Origin of the sequence: Clostridium sp., from assembly GCF_021443865.1 — a bacterium.
Taxonomy (GTDB): domain Bacteria; phylum Bacillota; class Clostridia; order Clostridiales; family Clostridiaceae; genus Clostridium.
In genome coordinates, this window is sequence record NZ_JABUTB010000032.1 from 1 (window position 1) to 17840 (window position 17840).

Consider the following 17840-nt stretch of genomic DNA (forward strand, 5'->3'; position numbering starts at 1 on the left):
GAAAGATAAAATAGGTAAAGTTAAATTAATTACAGCCAATTTAGGATTTAGAAGTGAATATGATATAAATTCAAGATTATATAATCCTAATTTAGCTGGGGGAGCATTATTAGATGTTGGTATTTATCCAATTTTATTTTCTAAGTATATAGCAAACAGCTATCCAAAAGAAATAAAGGCAATTGCTGAATTTACAGAAACTAATGTAGATGAACGTGATGTTATAACTTTAAAATATGAGGATGAAATAATGGCATCTTTAACATGTTCAATTACATTAAATACAGATAATGACGCAGTTATATATGGAGAAAAGGGAAAGATAGTTATCCCAAAGTTTTGGATGTCAAAGGAAGCATATTTATACAGTGAAGATAAAACTGAAAAATATGTAGATGAATATGAAGAAGCTGGATATAAACATGAAATAGAAGAAGCAAATAAATGCATTATGAATAATGCTTTAGAAAGTGATGTAGCTTCTCATAAAAACACATTGGAATTAGCTAAAATAATGGATGAAGTAAAAAATCAAATAGGCTTAGTATATCCATTTGAATAAATGATTAATTTGTCAAAAAATAAAAAATAATAAAATATTTTTTATTAGATAATTGACACTTATAATTATTTTATATATAATGTTAAAAATAATAAAAGCTATGAAGAGAAGAGTAATTATGAATGAATACACAGAGAGTTTCTGCTTGGTGGAAGGAAACTATGAAATCATAATGAAACAAGCCTCGGAGCTGCATACGGATCTTATAATATTTGTTATAAGTGATGCTATGACGTAAGTTCACGTTACAGAACTAGAGTATGATTCAACCTAGAAAAGGTAGATGGTGTACTTGAAGAGCCTAAAATGGTGACATTTTAGGAAAAAAGGGTGGTATCGTGAAATGTAAGTTTTGCCCCTGTAGAATATAGTTCTACAGGGGCTTTTTGTTTTTTAAAATAATTACAAAGGGGTAATGAAAATGATTAGTAAAAGACTAGAAAAAAACGAAAGACCAATATTCCCTAAGAAAGCTGTAATTACTGCTGGAATGCCTTATGGTAATAAAAATCTTCACTTTGGTCATATTGGTGGAATGTTTATTCATGCAGATATATTTGCAAGATTTCTAAGGGATAGAATAGGGAAAGATAATGTTATTTTTGTATCTGGAACAGACTGCTATGGATCTCCTATTCTTGAAAGTTATCGAAAACTAAAAGAAAATGGATACAACAAAACTATAGAAGAGTATGTTAAAGAAAATCATATATCACAAAAGAAAACTTTAGAGGATTATAAAATTAGCTTAGACTTATTTGGTGCTTCAGCCTTTGGAAGATCTGGAGAAGTCCATAGTGAAGTTTCAGAAGAAATATTTAATATTTTATTTAAAAATGGCTATATAAAAAAGTTATCTGCATTACAATTTTATGATGAGGATAAGAAAACTTTTCTTAATGGAAGACAAGTAATTGGAAAATGTCCAATTGCTGGCTGTAATTCAGATAAAGCCTATGGAGATGAATGCTCATTAGGACATCAATATATGTCTTCAGAATTAATTAATCCTATTAGCACATTATCAGGAAAGAAACCAATATTAAAAAACGTAGATAATTGGTATTTTACATTAGATGATTCTTTAGATATTATGAAGGAGCTAAATGAGTTTTTAAAGAAAAATACTAATAGAAGAAAGTTTGAAATAAAGGCTATAGATGAATTTTTAAAAGATCCAATGATATACGTTCCTAAAAAATATATCGATGATCTTAATAACCTAGAAGATATTCTTCCTAGCCATAAGACTATAAATGAAGAAAATAAATCTTCAATAACATTTATCTTTGATAATTTAGAAGATAGAGATAAAGCAAAAGAAAAGCTAGACAATTTAAATATTCATTATACTAGTGGCAAGACTTTAGTTCCTTTTAGACTATCAGGAAATATCTCTTGGGGAGTAAAAGTACCAGATAAGGATGATTTAAAAAATCTTACCTTCTGGGTATGGCCCGAATCATTATGGGCACCAATTTCTTTTATAAGGACATACTTAGAATCAATAGGAGAGAATTCTAAAGAGTGGCATAGTTGGTGGCAAGATAAAAACTCTATGGTATATCAATTTATAGGTGAAGATAATATATATTTTTATTCAATTGCTGAAATGGCTATACTAATTGGATTAAAAACACCTAAAGGAAAAAATGCAAATATTAGTGATATTAAACTACCACATGTAGTTCCTAATAAGCATATTTTATTTATGGATAAGAAGGCAAGTAGTAGTTCAGATGTTAAACCACCAATGGCAGACGAATTATTAAATTATTACACTAGTGATCAATTGCGTATGCATTTTATGAGTTTAGGATTATCTTCAAAAAGTGTTGGATTTAAACCTCAAGTATATATGAAGGAAGATGAAAAGAATGGAGCAGACCCAGTATTAAAAGAAGGAAACTTATTAACAAATGTCTTTAATAGACTTATTCGTTCATGTTTTTATACTTTACAAAGCTTAAATGAAAATATTCCTAGAGAAGAGGTAAGTGAAAAAATTAAAGTCTTAACAGAAAAAGCTGTATTTGAATATGAAAGACATATGTATAATCAAGATTTTCATAGAATATCCTATGTTCTTGATGACTATATAAGAGAAATTAATAAGTATTGGGTTAATAATTCTAAAAAAGAAGAGTTAAAAAGAATTGTACTAGCAGACTGTTTTTATGCTTGTAAGGTTATAGCAATATTAATACATCCTATAGCACCAGAAGGCTGTGAAATGTTTAAGGACTATTTAAATATTAGTGATGAGTTATGGAATTGGGATAAAATATTTGAACCTTTAGAATCTTATTTTGAAGATGGTGATACTCATAAATTTAAATTTCTTGAACCTAAAGTTGATTTCTTTGAAAAAATGGAACATCAATTTTTATAAAAAAATAGATTTATAAAAAAATAGATTTATAAAATATAAGGCTGCATCAAAATTATAAAAAACTTGATGTAGCCTTGTTATACCTATTTATATATAACTTAATTATTTATATTTTTAGCGAATTGCTCCATAATCGCCTTAACTTCTTCCACTTTATCAGCTTTTAATAAAGAAATCATCTTAGGAATAAATTCCATAATATACTCCTTTGAAAAAGTACCATCTGTTTGTTTCTTAAAGCTTTCAGATAATAAAGATTTTGCTTCATTAACCTTATCTTCTTGAACTCTTTCTAAAATAAATTCTAAAAACTTTTCTTGTCCTTGTTTCATAATTTCCCTCCAAATTGTATAGATATTTAAGTCTCATTAACTATAATATTATATTTATCTTTTAATTTAAAGTAAAAATAACTATATAAATATAAGTGTATTTACCATATTGAATATTATTGTTATATGTTTAGCTATGATATAATAACTATAAATATTTCATTTTATAATTCTACTATATATAGTAGAAAATAATTTAATATATTAGAAAATATAAGATAAAAGGAGAACAATAGATGGAGATAAAAATAATAAATCAAGATTTTTCAATTTGTAAAGTAAAGGATTTATCAGAAGTAAATTATTCAGATGAATTTTGTTTTATAGGAAAGACAGATGAAGAATTATCATTAGTATGTAGCACAGCTTTGGTACCTAAAAATACAATTGAATGTGATAATGGATGGAAAGCCTTTAGAATACAAGGTTTATTAGACTTTTCACTTATAGGTATATTATCAAAAATATCTACATTATTAGCTGAAAATAAAATTGGAATATTTGCAGTATCAACATACAATACAGATTATATATTAACTAAAGAAGAGAACTTTGAAAAATCAATAGCAGTTCTTGAAAACAATGGATATGTAATAATAAGATAATATTTAATTAATAAGAAAAAGGCCCTAATTAATAAAACTTAATAAATAAATCAAATAAACATGTAATTAATTTTTAGTACATGTTTTATGTATTTTCTAAGAATTTATAACAGGGCCATTATAGGAACAAAAGATATTTATTGATTGGCTATCTTCAACCTGAATCTCAGGTATTACTGCAATTTTATAGGATTTTTTTATAGGTAAACTATTAGAGTTTAATGAATTAATATAAACATCAGATGTATAGTAATAATCTTTTTGTCCAGTTATAGCTCTTGTAACCTCTACTTCTATAATAATATTATATACTGAATAAGGAGCTACATTCCCAGTAACATCTACATCTACAATTGTACTGTGATTTTGGGTTGGTGTAGGTGCAGGTGGTGAAGGTGGATAAGGATTATTACAACATACATCCTTACAAATCTTAGATAATAGTTCTTCTAATTCCTTTTTGCTTATTTTAATAAAATCATCATTACAATTTTCATTATTACCATATTTACATAAGATTTTATTATGCTTGTTAGGATTAATTTTTTCATAATAGACTTTTAGAAATGGAATTAGATAAGTATCATCACTTTTTACTGACCCAAAAGTTACAATAGTACCTTTATTTCTTCCATAGATAATTATACCTTTATTACTTGGTCTATTTCTTATCCATCCAGAAACTATATTAGTTATATTTACTGTAACAGCAACTTTAGATGTTAGGGGATAAAAATTTATTTTTGAATAATGATCATAATTTGGAGCATTATTATATGTTGTGTAGGTACTAAAGTAGTCTGTTAGAGGACTTATTGATAATTTTTCTTCATTATTATTGAAGAAGTTATCAGTTTTAAAAAGTACAAGCTCTGCACTAGATATTCTAATATCAGAAGGTAGAGATGATACATCAAAAAATAAATAACTATAATAATTAGCATTATTATTAGTACCTATTGTTATTATATTTTCATTTATACTTTTATTTGGACATTTATTGCTAACAGTAATACTCTTTAATGCTGGAATAATTATATTTGCCATTTTATCACCTCATGATATAGATATACTAAAAAATGAGTTTCAATGATTTATTAATTATATGATATTTCATTAAAACTCATTTTAGAATTATTTATATATCGTTTCTTTAGTATAAGATTTTAAAAATTTATTTTTATTGAATGTCTACTTCACCTATGATAGCACCGAATGAAGTAAAGGTAACTACATCCGAATCAGAAATTATAGGGATTGCAGCAATTGCAATACTTTCACTAATAGCACTTGGTGTACTAGTTGTATTAACATATTCTTTTGTTAGATAAAAATGTTCAAAACCAGATTCATATCTAGAAACTGTTATTTGCATAACTTCTATAAATGCAGTATTAGCTGGAACTGTACCAATGATACTAACATATCTTCCAGATGCAGTTTGAGGACTATCAAAGTTAGCATTAAATGCCATTTAATATCATCTCCATAATTTTATTTGAATAACAAGTACTCTATGATAAGATATGATATTACGTTAACGAATGTGCTATAAACATTAAGTAATATAGGGGGATTTAAGATTTTTTTATTGAAAGGATTGAATTCATTATAGATAGTGAAGTACTATCTATTTTTTCATTTAATTTAATAGATTTAATAAACTCTTTATAAGAAAAATCTAAGTATCCATATTTATAATATAATTTACCTAGATTTAAAGAGATACTATCATCACTAAAATGGTTAAGAAGCACTAAAGCTTTATTAAATTCATCAAGGCAATTTCCTTTTAAAAGAACCTCCAAAAGATTAAAAATAGCTTGTAATAAGCTTTCAGAGTTAATATTAACTTCTAATATCGCATCTGAATTACCTTTAATTAATGATATAAAGCTATTATAAATTATAATATCTTCTGGTTCATTAAAGCTTTTAGCAACATTAATTAAATTATCAACCTCTTCATATTTTTTAGCAAATAGAGCACATAAGATGCTACAGTAAGTTGAAGTATTTAAATATTCTTCGTCAGTTACTTTATACAAGTTTTCTAAAGCTTCTTTATAATTTTTTAAATAGTATAAATAAATACCTTTATAAAAAGAAAGTTTTTGATTATTTTCTACAGAGGAGTTTATATTATTAATATAATAATAAGCTAAGCCAAATTCATTTTGAGAATAAAATGCTTTTGATAGTAAAAAAGCCGTATCTTCATCTATAGTATCAAAGTAACTTTCTAATCTATTTTGTATTTCTTTAAGTTCTGTATTATTTCTAAATAATATTTCAGAAATTTTAAAAAAGGCATCAGTTAACTTGCTATTTATTTTAAGTGCTTTATTTAAATATTCATAAGCATCATCATAGTGGCTAAGATCATATGCAATAATGCCTAAAAGATAATATGGTTTATAGGTAGCAATACCTGAAATTTCTCTTAGTAAAACAGGGGACTCACCCATAGATATACATTTTTTAGCAGATTCAATAGCTGATAAATACTTCCGTTTTTTATAAAATATATTTGCTTTGCAGAATTCATATTCAGTGCAGGAAGGGTAATACTTTTGTCCAGCTTCAATTAATTTTAAACATTCATTTAGGTTGTTTAGATACTCATTGCATGAAATCATTTTTAAAATTAATTTTGAGCCAAAGCCAGCTGTAGGAGTAAAATTGTTATATGCTTTATTTAAATACTTTAATGCTTCAGAGTATTCTCCTTTAGCAGAGTACTCAACCCCCATATTATAAAGCATAAAAGTATTATTTGGATCATTCTTTAGCATATTTTCAATTATAGACATGTTTCTTTTTCTTTTATCTTTTTCAATTATAGTTTCATTAAGGTATCCATAATGATAAAACCTTATATCAACCAATCCCAAAAATACTTGTTTTTTTGCATCTTCACTACCAGGTGTAATTTGTTCATGGATGTCACCAGTAAATTTATAACCTTTACCATTTCTTACAAACCTAATATTTAAATTAGAATATATATTATAATTTTTTAGTTCTCCAGAGTAACTAAGTGTCTCTCCGAAATAGGCATTTAACTTATTTTCTTCATTATTAATAAGTAATACTACCTTACTTTTATCTTCTTCTACTAATTCATCGTCAGCATCCATAATTAGTATCCAATCTTTTGTAGCTTTGCTTAGCGAATAATTTCTAGCGTTTGCAAAGCTGTTATCCCATTTATAATAAAATACTTTTGCTCCATAACTCTTAGCTATTTCAAGTGTATTATCTGTAGAACCAGTGTCAACTAATATAATTTCATCTACTATGTCTTTAACACTTTCTAGACATCGAGATAATGCATTTTCTTCATTTTTAACAATCATACATAAACTTAATGACATATTACTAATCTCCTTGTAATTAAGAAAATAAATTTTTAACAGTATATAGTAATATATGATTTAATTAGGCTATTGTTCTAATGGATTGTAGCAAAAAAACCTCCTAAGTATATTATAGGTATTAGTGAAAAATTGTAATTATAAAGGAGAATTAATAAGATGCCTACAAGCTTCTACCAAGCAATTCCTAGTATTTTAGATGAAATACTAAAGGAAAAGCCAAATTCAATTTTAGATATAGGAGTAGGATTTGGAAAATATGGTTTAATAATAAGGGAAGTTCTTGATTTACCTTTTGAGAGATATAGAAAGGATCAATGGTTAATAAATATTGATGGAATAGAAGCCTTTGAAAAATATAAGAATCCTATACATGATTATATATATAACAAGATATATTATGGTGATGCAAGTGAAGTAATAAAGAAACTTCCAAAGTATGATTGCATATTACTTATAGATGTATTAGAACATTTTGAAAAAGAAGAGGGTAAGAAATTTATTAATGAACTTATGAAGCATGTTAATAAGTCATTAATCATATCTACACCAAGATATCCAGCAGAGCAAGAGGAGTATTTAGGTAACAAGTATGAAGCCCATAAAAGTAAATGGTCTATTATAGATTTTATAAACTATGATTTTTCCTATAAAGAAGTTGAAATTGGATACAATTTTGCAGAGTTATTTCAGTTATTTCCTAAAAAAGATATAAATAATAAAAATAATCCTACAATTAAAATAAATGAAAATAATATAGATAATAATAAACTATCTATAGGATATATACTTCCTCATAAGTCTTTGACAGGAGGATTAAAGATGCTTTTATCGCAAATAAAAGCATTGAAAAATAGAGGTCATAAAATATCTGTCTTTTTTAGAGGTAAAGAAGGAGAGAATGTTATTCCTGATTGGTTTGATATAAAAATAGATGAAGGTATTTTAGTTCCATTAGATAAACCATATAGAGACTATATAAATAAATGTGATGTTATAGTATGTGGATTTTTCAACCAAATATATGAATTGAAAGACAGTACAATACCAGTAGTTTACTGGGAGCAAGGAAATGAATTCCTTTTTGGTGATTATGGAGATTTATCATCTAAACATCCTTATAGAGAAGAACTATTAAAGATTTTTAGTTGTGATTTTTACTTAGCTAGTGTATCAGAAACTATAAGTAAAGTATTAAAAGCAAGATATAATAGGGAATCATATATAATACCTGATTTTATAGATACTGATTTATACTATCCAGAAACTCATAAATTTAATAACTCTATACTATTAGTAGGACATCCTGGTTTAAAATTTAAAGACTTTAATACAGCAATGCAAACATTACAAGGAGTTTGGAATAAGGGGTATAGATTTAATGTAAATTGGGTATGTCAAAGGGTTCCACAAATGAAAGTTGTTAGCTTTCCAATTAATTTTATAGAAAAGCCTTCTCAAAAGGATTTAGCAGAGTATTATAGAAAATCAGATTTATTATTATTTACTTCAGTATATGAAGGCTTTGGTATGCCCCCTTTAGAGGCTATGGCATCAGGAGTTCCTGTAATAACAACTAACTGTGGTGGAATAAATGAATTTATTTCTCATGGCTATAATGGATTAGTTGCAGATGTATACGACTCAAATTCATTAGCTTCTTTAGTGATTTCTGTATTGACTGAGGAAGAGTTAATAAAATCATTAGTTAAGAGAGGGAGAGAAACTGCATTAAAATTTAATGTAGATAATGTTATTATCAAACTAGAAAAGTATTTAGTAAGTATAGTAAATGAAAATAAAGGCATTTAAAGATAAACTATGTAAAAAATAAAATAAAAAGGTTGCACTTAAATAAATAGTATGTTACTATAAGAGAGTAGCAAAAATTGCTAACAAAAAAAGTTTCATTTGGATAATTAGTTTCTCGAAAATTAGAGATTATTATATCAAATTAGAATCTTTAATTTTAGGAGGAATATATATGTCAGATAAAACATTAACATGCAGAGATTGCGGAAGTGAATTCATATTTTCAGTAGGAGAACAAGAATTCTATAAAGAAAAAGGATTCGATAACGAACCAACAAGATGCGTATCTTGCAGAAGAGCTAGAAAAGAACAAAATAGAAGATAATTTTAGATTGTTGAAGGTTGTAGTTTATACTACAACCTTTTTTAATTTTATATAGTAAAAAAATTAAATTTAAAATCCATTTTAAAATCATTTAGAAATTTTCTTTAACAGAAGGTACCCGCATAGATGTTTATACTCATTCAGAAATGTTACCATCACATTATTATCCAAGTTTATAAGTAATTAGGAGCTGAAGCACAATACCAAATTATTAATTTGGAAGGTGACACAGCTCCTTTTATTTCTAGGATTCATTAATATCCTAAGGGAAACCCTTAAAATATTATTTCTCTAAATATTTATAATTTCTATAATTTAAAACTCTATACCGTTAATGTGTTTGCTTAAAGTATAGGCAATGCCATCTTCTTCATTGGATAAAGTTACTTCATCAGCTATAGCTTTTAAATCATCTACTGCATTATCCATAGCAATTCCTATACCAGCATATTTAACAATGGAAGCATCATTATGACCATCCCCAAAGGCAATAATTTCTTCTCTTTTATATCCCATAGGAATTAATACACTATCTATAGCTCTTGCTTTATCAATTCCTTTGGCAGTAAATTCAAAGAAGAAATCTGCTGTAAACATGCAATTTAAAGTATCTTTAAAGGGTTCCATCATTTCTTTATAATTAGCTTGTAAATATTCAGGATCTCCAGCAGTTAATATTTTATTTAATGGGTAATCAGCAAAAGCAGCTAAATCATCCTTTTCACATAACTTAAACTTGCCACCACGAGATTCATATTGAATTATGTTAAAGGGTTTACCTTTGTAATTTATACTATTATCAAATACGTCATTAACGTACATATAATCATCTTTATCTATCATAGGCTTAACCTTAAAATTTTTCATATGTTCAAGAACTGCTTGTCCTTCTTCAATGCTCATAGTTTCATCAAATAAAACTTTATTATTTTCACAATCAACTACTTTTGATCCATTAAAGGATACTAACAAACCGTTATTTTCATCCATTTTTAATTCCTTAGCTAAATCTAATAATCCAGATGTCGGTCTTCCAGAAGCTAAAACTAATTTTATACCTAAGTCTTGAGCTTTAATTAGTGCGTTTCTTGTTTTATCAGTTATTACTTTTTTGCTGTTTGTTAGTGTACCATCTACATCCATAATAATTACTTTTATATTGTGCATATATTTTACTCCTTATGTTTTTTATATAAATTATACTATACTTTTTAAATAAGGGAATAGATTATATAAATAATTACAACAAATATTTATACATTAAAATTTAAATAATAATTGCAATTAACTTTAATGATATAATATAATTGTATGTACAATATAAGAAAGGTAGTTGAAAATGGAAAAAGTAATAAAATACATTGAAATATTTGAATTTTATAGAGATAAAATCTTGTCAGGAGAAATAAAAGAGAATGATAAACTACCAACTGAACAAGAAATAGGGGAAATTTTTTCTGTAAGTAGGCATACTGTAAGACAATCTATAGTAGAGCTGGAAAAGGAAGGCTATATTTATAGAGAAAAGAGTAAGGGAGCGTATGCTAAGGAATTAAATAAATCGAAAAAAACACATAGTAAGCTTGTTATTGTAATAACTACATATATATCTGAATATATATTCCCTCATTTAATTAAAGGTATACAAAAGGAATTGAATGACAAGGGGTATGATATATTATTATTAAACACTAATAATGAAAAAGATAAAGAAAGAGAGCAGTTAAAAAAATTATTAGATTATGATGTAGCTGGGGCAATAATTGAGCCTACAGCCAGTGCTTTAGGAAATAGTAATGAAGATTTATATAAAGAAATAGATAAAAATAACATACCTTATTTAATGATAAATGCAACCTATAATAAAGAAAGTCAATCATATGTAATAATAGATGATGAAAAAGGTGCTTATGATCTTTGTAATTACTTAATTAGTTTAGGTCATAGAAAGATTTCAGGAATATTTAAAGAAGATGATTTGCAAGGCTTAGAACGTAAAAATGGATATTTAAAAGCTTTAGAAGAAAATAAAATAGAAATTGATAGTACAATAATAGGAAACTTCAAAACTTATGAAGAGGATTTCTATGTATATGCCTTTGCTAAAAATGTATTAAGCAGAGATAATAGACCTTCAGCTATAATTTGTTATAACGATAAAACAGCTATTAAAGTAATCAAAGTAGCTAAAGAGCTAGGATTAAAAATACCAGAGGATTTATCTATAGTAGGATATGATAATGATGAAACTATTTCAGAAATATTAGATTATGGAATAACTACTATAAATCATCCTAAAGAAGAAATGGGTAAGAAGGCGGCAGAAATGTTGATTTCACTTATTAATAAAGAAAAAAATGAAATTAAATATGTATATGAGCCGGTAATTGTGAAAAGGGATAGTGTTAAAAATATAAATAAGTAATAATTATAGGTGCTGTCGCACAATGTAAAATGAAGTGCACCCCAAATGTTAGACATAATATTTAACATTTGGAGGTGTATTTTTTATGTCAAAAATATTTTTAAAAGTGCAAAAATAAGTAACTTTAAATGTTTACAATAGATACTTTATTTGCTATTATGAAATTGTACGTAACATTTATATTGAGAGTATAATTGTACGCACTAATTTGCTAAAATATTTTATATTATATATGTAAAATGGAGGGAATTTATGAGTAAATATTCTATAGGAGTTGATTATGGTACTGAATCTGCAAGAGCATTACTTCTTAATGTTGATACAGGGGAAGAAGTTATATCAGAAATGATGACCTATCCTCATGTTGTAATGACAGAAGCACTTCCTTGTGGTAAAAAATTAGAGCCTTTTTGGGCACTTCAGCATCCAAAAGATTACATTGATGTATTAGATTGTATTATTCCAAAGATAATTGAAAAATCTGGTGTAGATGCAGAAGATATTATAGGGCTTGGAATTGATTTTACAGCATGTACAATATTACCTATGAAAAAAGATGGTACTCCTCTTTGTTATTTAGAAGAATTTAAAAGCAATCCCCATGCCTATGTTAAGCTATGGAAACATCATGCAGCTCAAGATGAAGCAAATAAATTAAATGAAATAGCAAATAATATGGGAGAAAAATTTATAAGTAGATATGGTGGAAAAATTTCTTCTGAATGGTTTATTCCAAAGGTATGGCAAGTATTAAATGAAGATCCAGAAGTTTATGATGCTACTGATAAATTTATAGAAGCTACTGATTGGGTTATAATGCAGCTTACAGGTAAAGAAACTAGAAATAGTTGTACAGCTGGCTATAAGGCAGTGTGGCATAAACAAGAAGGATTCCCAAGAAAAGAATTCCTAAAAGCTTTGGATAGTAGACTTGAAAATTTATTTGAAGATAAATATGATTGTGAAGTTACAAGTTTAGGAGAAAAGGCAGGGGAATTAACTGAAGAAATGGCAAAGAAATTCGGTCTAAAGGTTGGAATGCCAATAGCTATAGCTAATGTAGATGCTCATGTTGCTGTTCCTGCTATGGGAGTTACTGAACCTGGAAAAATGGTTATGATAATGGGTACTTCTACTTGTAGTATGGTTTTATCAGATAAAGAAGTTGTCGTTCCAGGAATTTGTGGCTATGTAGAAGATGGTATAATACCAGGTCTTTACGGATATGAAGCTGGACAATCAGCCGTTGGCGATATTTTTGCATGGTTTGTTAATAATTGTGTACCACAATCCTATTTAAATGAAGCGGACAAGCTAGGAATGAATATACATCAGTTTTTAACAAAGAAGGCAGAAAAATTAAATCCAGGAGATTCAGGACTTTTAGCTTTAGATTGGCTTAATGGTAATAGAACAGTTTTAGTAGATACAGATTTAACTGGGCTTATATTAGGATTAAATTTAAATACTAAACCAGAGGAAATTTATAGAGCTTTAATTGAATCTACAGCTTATGGACATAAAAAGATAGTAGATACTTTTGTAGAGCACGGTATTGAAATAAATGAATTATATGTTTGTGGAGGTTTACCACAAAAAAATAGAATGCTTATTCAAATTTATGCAGATGTAACAAATCTTCCAATAAGAATTTCTAAATCTACTCAAACACCAGCCTTAGGATCTGCTATGTTTGGTGCGGTTGTAGCAGGAAAAGAAAATGGTGGATTTGAATCAATAGAGGAAGCTGCAAGAGTTATTCCTAAATTATTAGATGAAGTAATAACACCTATAGAAAAGAATGTAGAAGTTTACTCAAAAATTTATTTTCATTATGATAGATTACATGATTACTTTGGTAGAGGTGAAAACGATGTGATGAAGGATCTAAAGAAAATGAGAAAACTTTAGGAGGTAAATATGTTAGAAGCATTAAAAAAGGAAGTTTTTGAAGCAAATTTAGCTCTAGTTAATAATAACCTAGTAGTTTTAACTTGGGGAAATGTTAGTGGAATAGATAGAGAAAAAGGATTAGTAGTTATAAAGCCAAGCGGTGTAAGCTATGAAAATATGAAAGAAGAGGATATGGTAGTTGTAGATTTAGAAGGTAATACAGTAGAAGGAAACTTAAGACCTTCATCAGATACCATTACCCATATAGAACTATATAAAAAATATCCTGATTTAGGGGGAATAGTTCATACTCATTCTACCTTTGCAACATCTTGGGCACAGGCTAAAAGAGACATTCCGTCATATGGAACAACTCATGCAGATACTTTCTATGGACCTGTTCCATGTACTAGGAAGTTGACAAATGGAGAAATAAAAACAGAGTATGAAAGAAATACTGGCTTTGTAATAATTGAAACCTTAGAATCAAGAAAAATAGAAGTATTAAGCGTTCCAGGAATAATAGTTGGAAGCCATGGTCCATTTTCTTGGGGAGAAACTCCAAATAAAGCAGTTGCTAATGCAATAGTTTTAGAAGAAGTTTCAAAAATGGCTCTTTTAACTGAAAACTTAAATAATAGTATAACGCCTATAGATAAGGAGCTTCAAGATAAACATTACTTTAGAAAGCATGGCTCAAATGCATATTATGGTCAAAAATAATCATTTTAAATAAGGAATAGGAGGGTTTTATATGTTAAAAGTAAAAGAATATAATTTTTGGTTTGTAACAGGTAGTCAAGATTTATATGGAGAAGAAACATTAAATCAAGTTGCTTTAGATTCTCAAAAAATCGTTGAAGGATTAAATGAAATTGAAGATATAAAATACAATATAGTTTATAAGCCTACAGTTAGAAATCCTAAAGAAATTTATGATGTTTGTTTGCAAGCAAATAATGATGAAAGTTGCGCAGGAATTATTACATGGATGCATACATTTTCACCAGCTAAAATGTGGATTAGAGGCTTATCTATTTTAAACAAGCCACAACTTCACTTCCACACTCAATTCAATAGGGATATACCATGGGAAACTATAGATATGGACTTTATGAATTTAAATCAATCAGCTCATGGAGATAGGGAGTTTGGATTTATAAATACAAGAATGAAAAATAAGAGAAAAGTTTTAGTTGGACATTGGCAAGACAAAGAAGTTCATAAGGATATAAATAAATGGATGGGTGTTGCTGTTGCCTTTGTAGAAGGACAAAATATAAAAATAGCTAGATTTGATGATAATATGAGAAATGTTGCTGTAACTGAAGGCGATAAGGTTGAAGCAGCAATAAAGCTTGGATGGACTTGTGATGCTTTTGGAATTGGAGATTTAGTAGAAGAAATAGATAAAGTTAAGTCAGAAGAAATAGAAGATTTAATGAAGGCTTATGAAGAAAAATATGATATTTGTAAAGAAGGACAAGTAGAAGGTGCAATTAGAGATTCTATAAAATATCAAGCTAAAGTAGAAATTGCACTAAGAAGATTCCTTGAAAAAGGAGAATATACTGCTTTCACAACTAACTTCCAAGTACTACATGGTATGGAACAATTACCAGGTTTAGCTGTACAAAGACTTATGGAAGAAGGATATGGCTTTGGTGGAGAAGGAGATTGGAAAACTGCTGGCTTAGTAAGACTTATGAAGATAATGTCAAATAATATTGGAACTTCATTTATGGAGGATTACACTTATCATTTTGAACCAGGTAACGAAATGATATTAGGAGCTCATATGTTAGAGGTTTGCCCAACAATTTCTGCTAATAAGCCAATAATAGATGTAAAGCCTTTATCAATTGGAGATAAGGGAGATCCAGCTAGACTTATATTTAATGGACAATCAGGTAAGGCTATATGTTCTTCCTTAGTAGACTTAGGTGGAAGAATGAGATTAATAATTAATGAAGTAAATGCAAAAGAAGTAGAAAAGGATTTACCTAATCTTCCAGTTGCTAGAGTTCTATGGACTCCAGAACCATCATTAAAAATAGGAGCAGAAGCATGGATATTAGCAGGTGGAGCTCATCACACTTCATTTTCATATGTAGTTGATTCAGAACAATTATGTAGCCTTGCCGATATGTATGACTTAGAAACTGTTGTTATAGGGAAAAATACAAATATAAGAGATTTTTCAAATGAGCTAAAGTGGAATAGTATCTATTGGATGTTAAATAAATAATAAGCTTAAGAATTTAGTAGCAAAAATCAAATTTAAATAATTATAAGGTTTAAAATAATAAAACTTAAGAGGTGAAGAAATGGCAAAATATGTGATAAATACTGAAAAACAACTTTCAAAAATAAGTAAGGAAATCTATGGACACTTTTCAGAACACTTAGGAAGATGCATTTATGAAGGTATATATGTTGGAGAAGATTCTCATATACCTAATGTAAATGGTATGAGAAAAGATGTAGTACAAGCTCTGAAAGAAATTAAAATACCAGTTTTAAGATGGCCAGGTGGCTGTTTTGCTGATGAGTATCATTGGAAGTATGGAATCGGAGCAAAAGAAAAGAGAAAGAAAATTATAAACACTCATTGGGGTGGAACTTTAGAAGATAATAGCTTTGGAACTCATGAGTTTATGGAACTATGCAAACAACTTGAATGTGAGCCATATATAAATGGTAATTTAGGTAGTGGTACAGTTCAAGAAATGTCAGAATGGATAGAATATTTAACCTTTGATGGCATATCACCAATGGCTGAACTTAGAAAAGAAAATGGACATGAAGCAGCTTGGAAGGTTAAATACTTTGGAGTAGGTAATGAAAACTGGGGCTGTGGTGGAAATATGACAGCAGAATTCTATGCTAATATGTATAGAAGATATCAAACTTATTGCAGAAATTATCCAGGAAATCAATTATACAAAATAGCTTGTGGCCCTCATGATAATGATTATGAATGGACAGAAGAGCTAATGAAATCTGCTGGTAATTTTATGGACGGATTAAGCTTACATTATTATACTTTTCCAGGTGGCTGGAATAATAAAGGTGATGCTAGAGATTTTGATAATGAAACTTGGTATAAGACATTAAAGAAAACTCTTGAAATGGATGAATTTATAAAGAATCATATTAAAATAATGAATAAATATGATAAAGAAGAAAGAGTTGCTTTAATTGTAGATGAATGGGGTAGCTGGTATGATGTTGAAGCAGGCACTAATCCAGGATTCTTGTATCAACAAAACACTATGAGAGATGCCCTTATTGCAGGTATTAATCTAAATATTTTCAATAAAAATTCAAGAAGAGTAAGAATGGCTAATATAGCTCAAATGGTAAATGTTTTACAAGCTGTTATATTAACAGAAGGTGATAATATGATATTAACACCAACATATCATGTGTTTAATATGTATAAGGCTCACCAAGAAGCAACTTTATTAGAAAGCTATATCGAAACTAAAGAAATAGGTTTAGAAGAGGAAAATTTAGTGCCTAATTTACATGAATCAGCTTCAGTAGATAAAGATGGTAGAATAATCTTTACTATAAATAATTTATCTATTACTGATGACTATAAAGTAGACACAGAATTATTAGGTAAAAAACCTACAAAGATTACAGCAAATATATTAACTAATGAAATGAATGCATGCAATACATTTGAAGAGCCTAACACTGTTACTATTAAAGAATTTAATGATTTCACAGTAACAGAAAAAGGACTAAGCTTCACAATTCCAAAATGTAGTATTATGAGATTTATTATTGAATAATATGAGTAAACCATTTTGCAGACGATGTCTTATGGATGAAGTTTTAAGCGAAGCAGAATATATTCATATGAAAGAATATATTTCTGCAATAGATGATTATATTAGATCTAGTAACGAAGAATATGGAAGAAGATTAAGTATATGTAAAGAGTGTGAGCTATTAATAAATGGAATGTGCAAGCTTTGTGGATGCTTCGTTGAAATTAGAGCTGCTGTTAAAAAGAATTATTGTCCCAATAAAAATAGATATTGGTAAAATAATAAATACTAATTAAATATAAAGAATAATATCAATTTGAGTACCACTAGTATAC

At 27.9% G+C, this 17840-nt stretch carries 16 protein-coding genes and 1 other annotated feature; of the genes, 11 read left to right on the forward strand and 5 right to left on the reverse strand.

Features of this window, described 5'->3' with window-relative positions:
• Together HUJ77_RS06880 and HUJ77_RS06885 are read left to right on the forward strand one after the other, a co-directional pair.
• On the forward strand, window positions 1–562 hold a 562-nt coding region (locus HUJ77_RS06880), incomplete at its 5' end, for a Gfo/Idh/MocA family oxidoreductase (RefSeq protein WP_291707840.1).
• Window positions 563–653: 91 nt separating this feature from the next.
• Window positions 654–925, forward strand: a binding site (T-box leader).
• Window positions 926–983: 58 nt separating this feature from the next.
• Complete coding sequence (locus HUJ77_RS06885) at window positions 984–2954, forward strand: class I tRNA ligase family protein (protein ID WP_291707841.1); 1971 nt, start codon at window positions 984–986, stop codon at window positions 2952–2954.
• Window positions 2955–3052: 98 nt separating this feature from the next.
• Here HUJ77_RS06885 and HUJ77_RS06890 read toward each other — a convergent pair whose 3' ends face one another.
• The gene (locus tag HUJ77_RS06890; protein ID WP_291707842.1) at window positions 3053–3286 is read right to left on the reverse strand and encodes a hypothetical protein; all 234 of its coding nucleotides are present in this window, start codon (window positions 3284–3286) and stop codon (window positions 3053–3055) included.
• Between the two features lie 236 nt (window positions 3287–3522).
• Between HUJ77_RS06890 and HUJ77_RS06895 the strand changes: the two genes are divergently transcribed.
• Complete coding sequence (locus HUJ77_RS06895) at window positions 3523–3891, forward strand: ACT domain-containing protein (RefSeq protein WP_291707843.1); 369 nt, start codon at window positions 3523–3525, stop codon at window positions 3889–3891.
• Window positions 3892–3987: 96 nt separating this feature from the next.
• Here the strand turns inward: HUJ77_RS06895 and HUJ77_RS06900 are convergent, their stop codons facing one another.
• The 3 genes from HUJ77_RS06900 to HUJ77_RS06910 all read right to left on the reverse strand — a co-directional run bounded on the left by HUJ77_RS06900 (window position 3988) and on the right by HUJ77_RS06910 (window position 7268).
• The gene (locus HUJ77_RS06900) at window positions 3988–4938 is read right to left on the reverse strand and encodes a DNRLRE domain-containing protein (protein ID WP_291707844.1); all 951 of its coding nucleotides are present in this window, start codon (window positions 4936–4938) and stop codon (window positions 3988–3990) included.
• A 133-nt stretch (window positions 4939–5071) separates the two neighbouring features.
• On the reverse strand, window positions 5072–5365 hold the full coding sequence (locus HUJ77_RS06905; RefSeq protein ID WP_291707845.1) for a hypothetical protein: 294 nt from the start codon (window positions 5363–5365) through the stop codon (window positions 5072–5074).
• Between the two features lie 103 nt (window positions 5366–5468).
• A complete protein-coding gene (locus tag HUJ77_RS06910) occupies window positions 5469–7268 on the reverse strand; it encodes a TPR domain-containing glycosyltransferase (RefSeq protein WP_291707846.1) in 1800 nt (599 codons plus the stop codon).
• A gap of 159 nt (window positions 7269–7427) precedes the next feature.
• Here HUJ77_RS06910 and HUJ77_RS06915 point away from each other — a divergent pair, with 159 nt between their 5' ends.
• Window positions 7428–9080 carry a glycosyltransferase gene (locus tag HUJ77_RS06915; protein ID WP_291707847.1) on the forward strand — a complete coding sequence of 551 codons (1653 nt, stop codon included), beginning with the start codon at window positions 7428–7430 and terminating at the stop codon, window positions 9078–9080.
• Between the two features lie 172 nt (window positions 9081–9252).
• On the forward strand, window positions 9253–9405 hold the full coding sequence (locus tag HUJ77_RS06920) for a zinc-ribbon domain-containing protein (protein WP_291707848.1): 153 nt from the start codon (window positions 9253–9255) through the stop codon (window positions 9403–9405).
• Window positions 9406–9720: 315 nt separating this feature from the next.
• On the opposite strand, the gene HUJ77_RS06925 is transcribed toward HUJ77_RS06920, so the two are convergent.
• On the reverse strand, window positions 9721–10572 hold the full coding sequence (locus HUJ77_RS06925) for a Cof-type HAD-IIB family hydrolase (protein ID WP_291707849.1): 852 nt from the start codon (window positions 10570–10572) through the stop codon (window positions 9721–9723).
• 172 nt (window positions 10573–10744) lie between these two features.
• On the opposite strand from HUJ77_RS06925, the gene HUJ77_RS06930 reads away from it, so the two are divergent.
• The 6 genes from HUJ77_RS06930 (at window position 10745) to HUJ77_RS06955 (ending at window position 17782) form a co-directional block, all read left to right on the forward strand.
• A complete protein-coding gene (locus HUJ77_RS06930; RefSeq protein ID WP_291707850.1) occupies window positions 10745–11830 on the forward strand; it encodes a GntR family transcriptional regulator in 1086 nt (361 codons plus the stop codon).
• Between the two features lie 252 nt (window positions 11831–12082).
• Complete coding sequence (locus HUJ77_RS06935; RefSeq protein ID WP_291707851.1) at window positions 12083–13741, forward strand: ribulokinase; 1659 nt, start codon at window positions 12083–12085, stop codon at window positions 13739–13741.
• 9 nt (window positions 13742–13750) lie between these two features.
• Window positions 13751–14446 (forward strand): L-ribulose-5-phosphate 4-epimerase, encoded by a 696-nt coding sequence (locus tag HUJ77_RS06940; RefSeq protein WP_291707852.1) that lies wholly within the window; start codon window positions 13751–13753, stop codon window positions 14444–14446.
• A gap of 31 nt (window positions 14447–14477) precedes the next feature.
• Window positions 14478–15971, forward strand: coding sequence for an L-arabinose isomerase (gene araA / locus HUJ77_RS06945; protein ID WP_291707853.1), 1494 nt, complete (start codon window positions 14478–14480; stop codon window positions 15969–15971).
• 79 nt (window positions 15972–16050) lie between these two features.
• Complete coding sequence (locus tag HUJ77_RS06950) at window positions 16051–17526, forward strand: alpha-N-arabinofuranosidase (protein ID WP_291707854.1); 1476 nt, start codon at window positions 16051–16053, stop codon at window positions 17524–17526.
• Window position 17527: 1 nt separating this feature from the next.
• Window positions 17528–17782, forward strand: coding sequence for a DUF6171 family protein (locus HUJ77_RS06955; RefSeq protein WP_291707885.1), 255 nt, complete (start codon window positions 17528–17530; stop codon window positions 17780–17782).
• Window positions 17783–17840 lie beyond the last annotated feature (58 nt).

Bases quoted from the DNA above. Each gene is read 5' to 3' on its own strand.
- HUJ77_RS06955 (WP_291707885.1), top strand. From the start codon at position 17,528: ATGAGTAAACCATTTTGCAGACGATGTCTTATGGATGAAGTTTTAAGC.
- HUJ77_RS06900 (WP_291707844.1), bottom strand. From the start codon at position 4,938: ATGGCAAATATAATTATTCCAGCATTAAAGAGTATTACTGTTAGCAAT.
- HUJ77_RS06895 (WP_291707843.1), top strand. From the start codon at position 3,523: ATGGAGATAAAAATAATAAATCAAGATTTTTCAATTTGTAAAGTAAAG.
- HUJ77_RS06940 (WP_291707852.1), top strand. From the start codon at position 13,751: ATGTTAGAAGCATTAAAAAAGGAAGTTTTTGAAGCAAATTTAGCTCTA.
- HUJ77_RS06885 (WP_291707841.1), top strand. From the start codon at position 984: ATGATTAGTAAAAGACTAGAAAAAAACGAAAGACCAATATTCCCTAAG.
- HUJ77_RS06890 (WP_291707842.1), bottom strand. From the start codon at position 3,286: ATGAAACAAGGACAAGAAAAGTTTTTAGAATTTATTTTAGAAAGAGTT.
- HUJ77_RS06915 (WP_291707847.1), top strand. From the start codon at position 7,428: ATGCCTACAAGCTTCTACCAAGCAATTCCTAGTATTTTAGATGAAATA.
- HUJ77_RS06905 (WP_291707845.1), bottom strand. From the start codon at position 5,365: ATGGCATTTAATGCTAACTTTGATAGTCCTCAAACTGCATCTGGAAGA.
- HUJ77_RS06935 (WP_291707851.1), top strand. From the start codon at position 12,083: ATGAGTAAATATTCTATAGGAGTTGATTATGGTACTGAATCTGCAAGA.
- HUJ77_RS06950 (WP_291707854.1), top strand. From the start codon at position 16,051: ATGGCAAAATATGTGATAAATACTGAAAAACAACTTTCAAAAATAAGT.
- HUJ77_RS06925 (WP_291707849.1), bottom strand. From the start codon at position 10,572: ATGCACAATATAAAAGTAATTATTATGGATGTAGATGGTACACTAACA.
- araA (WP_291707853.1), top strand. From the start codon at position 14,478: ATGTTAAAAGTAAAAGAATATAATTTTTGGTTTGTAACAGGTAGTCAA.
- HUJ77_RS06920 (WP_291707848.1), top strand. From the start codon at position 9,253: ATGTCAGATAAAACATTAACATGCAGAGATTGCGGAAGTGAATTCATA.
- HUJ77_RS06910 (WP_291707846.1), bottom strand. From the start codon at position 7,268: ATGTCATTAAGTTTATGTATGATTGTTAAAAATGAAGAAAATGCATTA.
- HUJ77_RS06930 (WP_291707850.1), top strand. From the start codon at position 10,745: ATGGAAAAAGTAATAAAATACATTGAAATATTTGAATTTTATAGAGAT.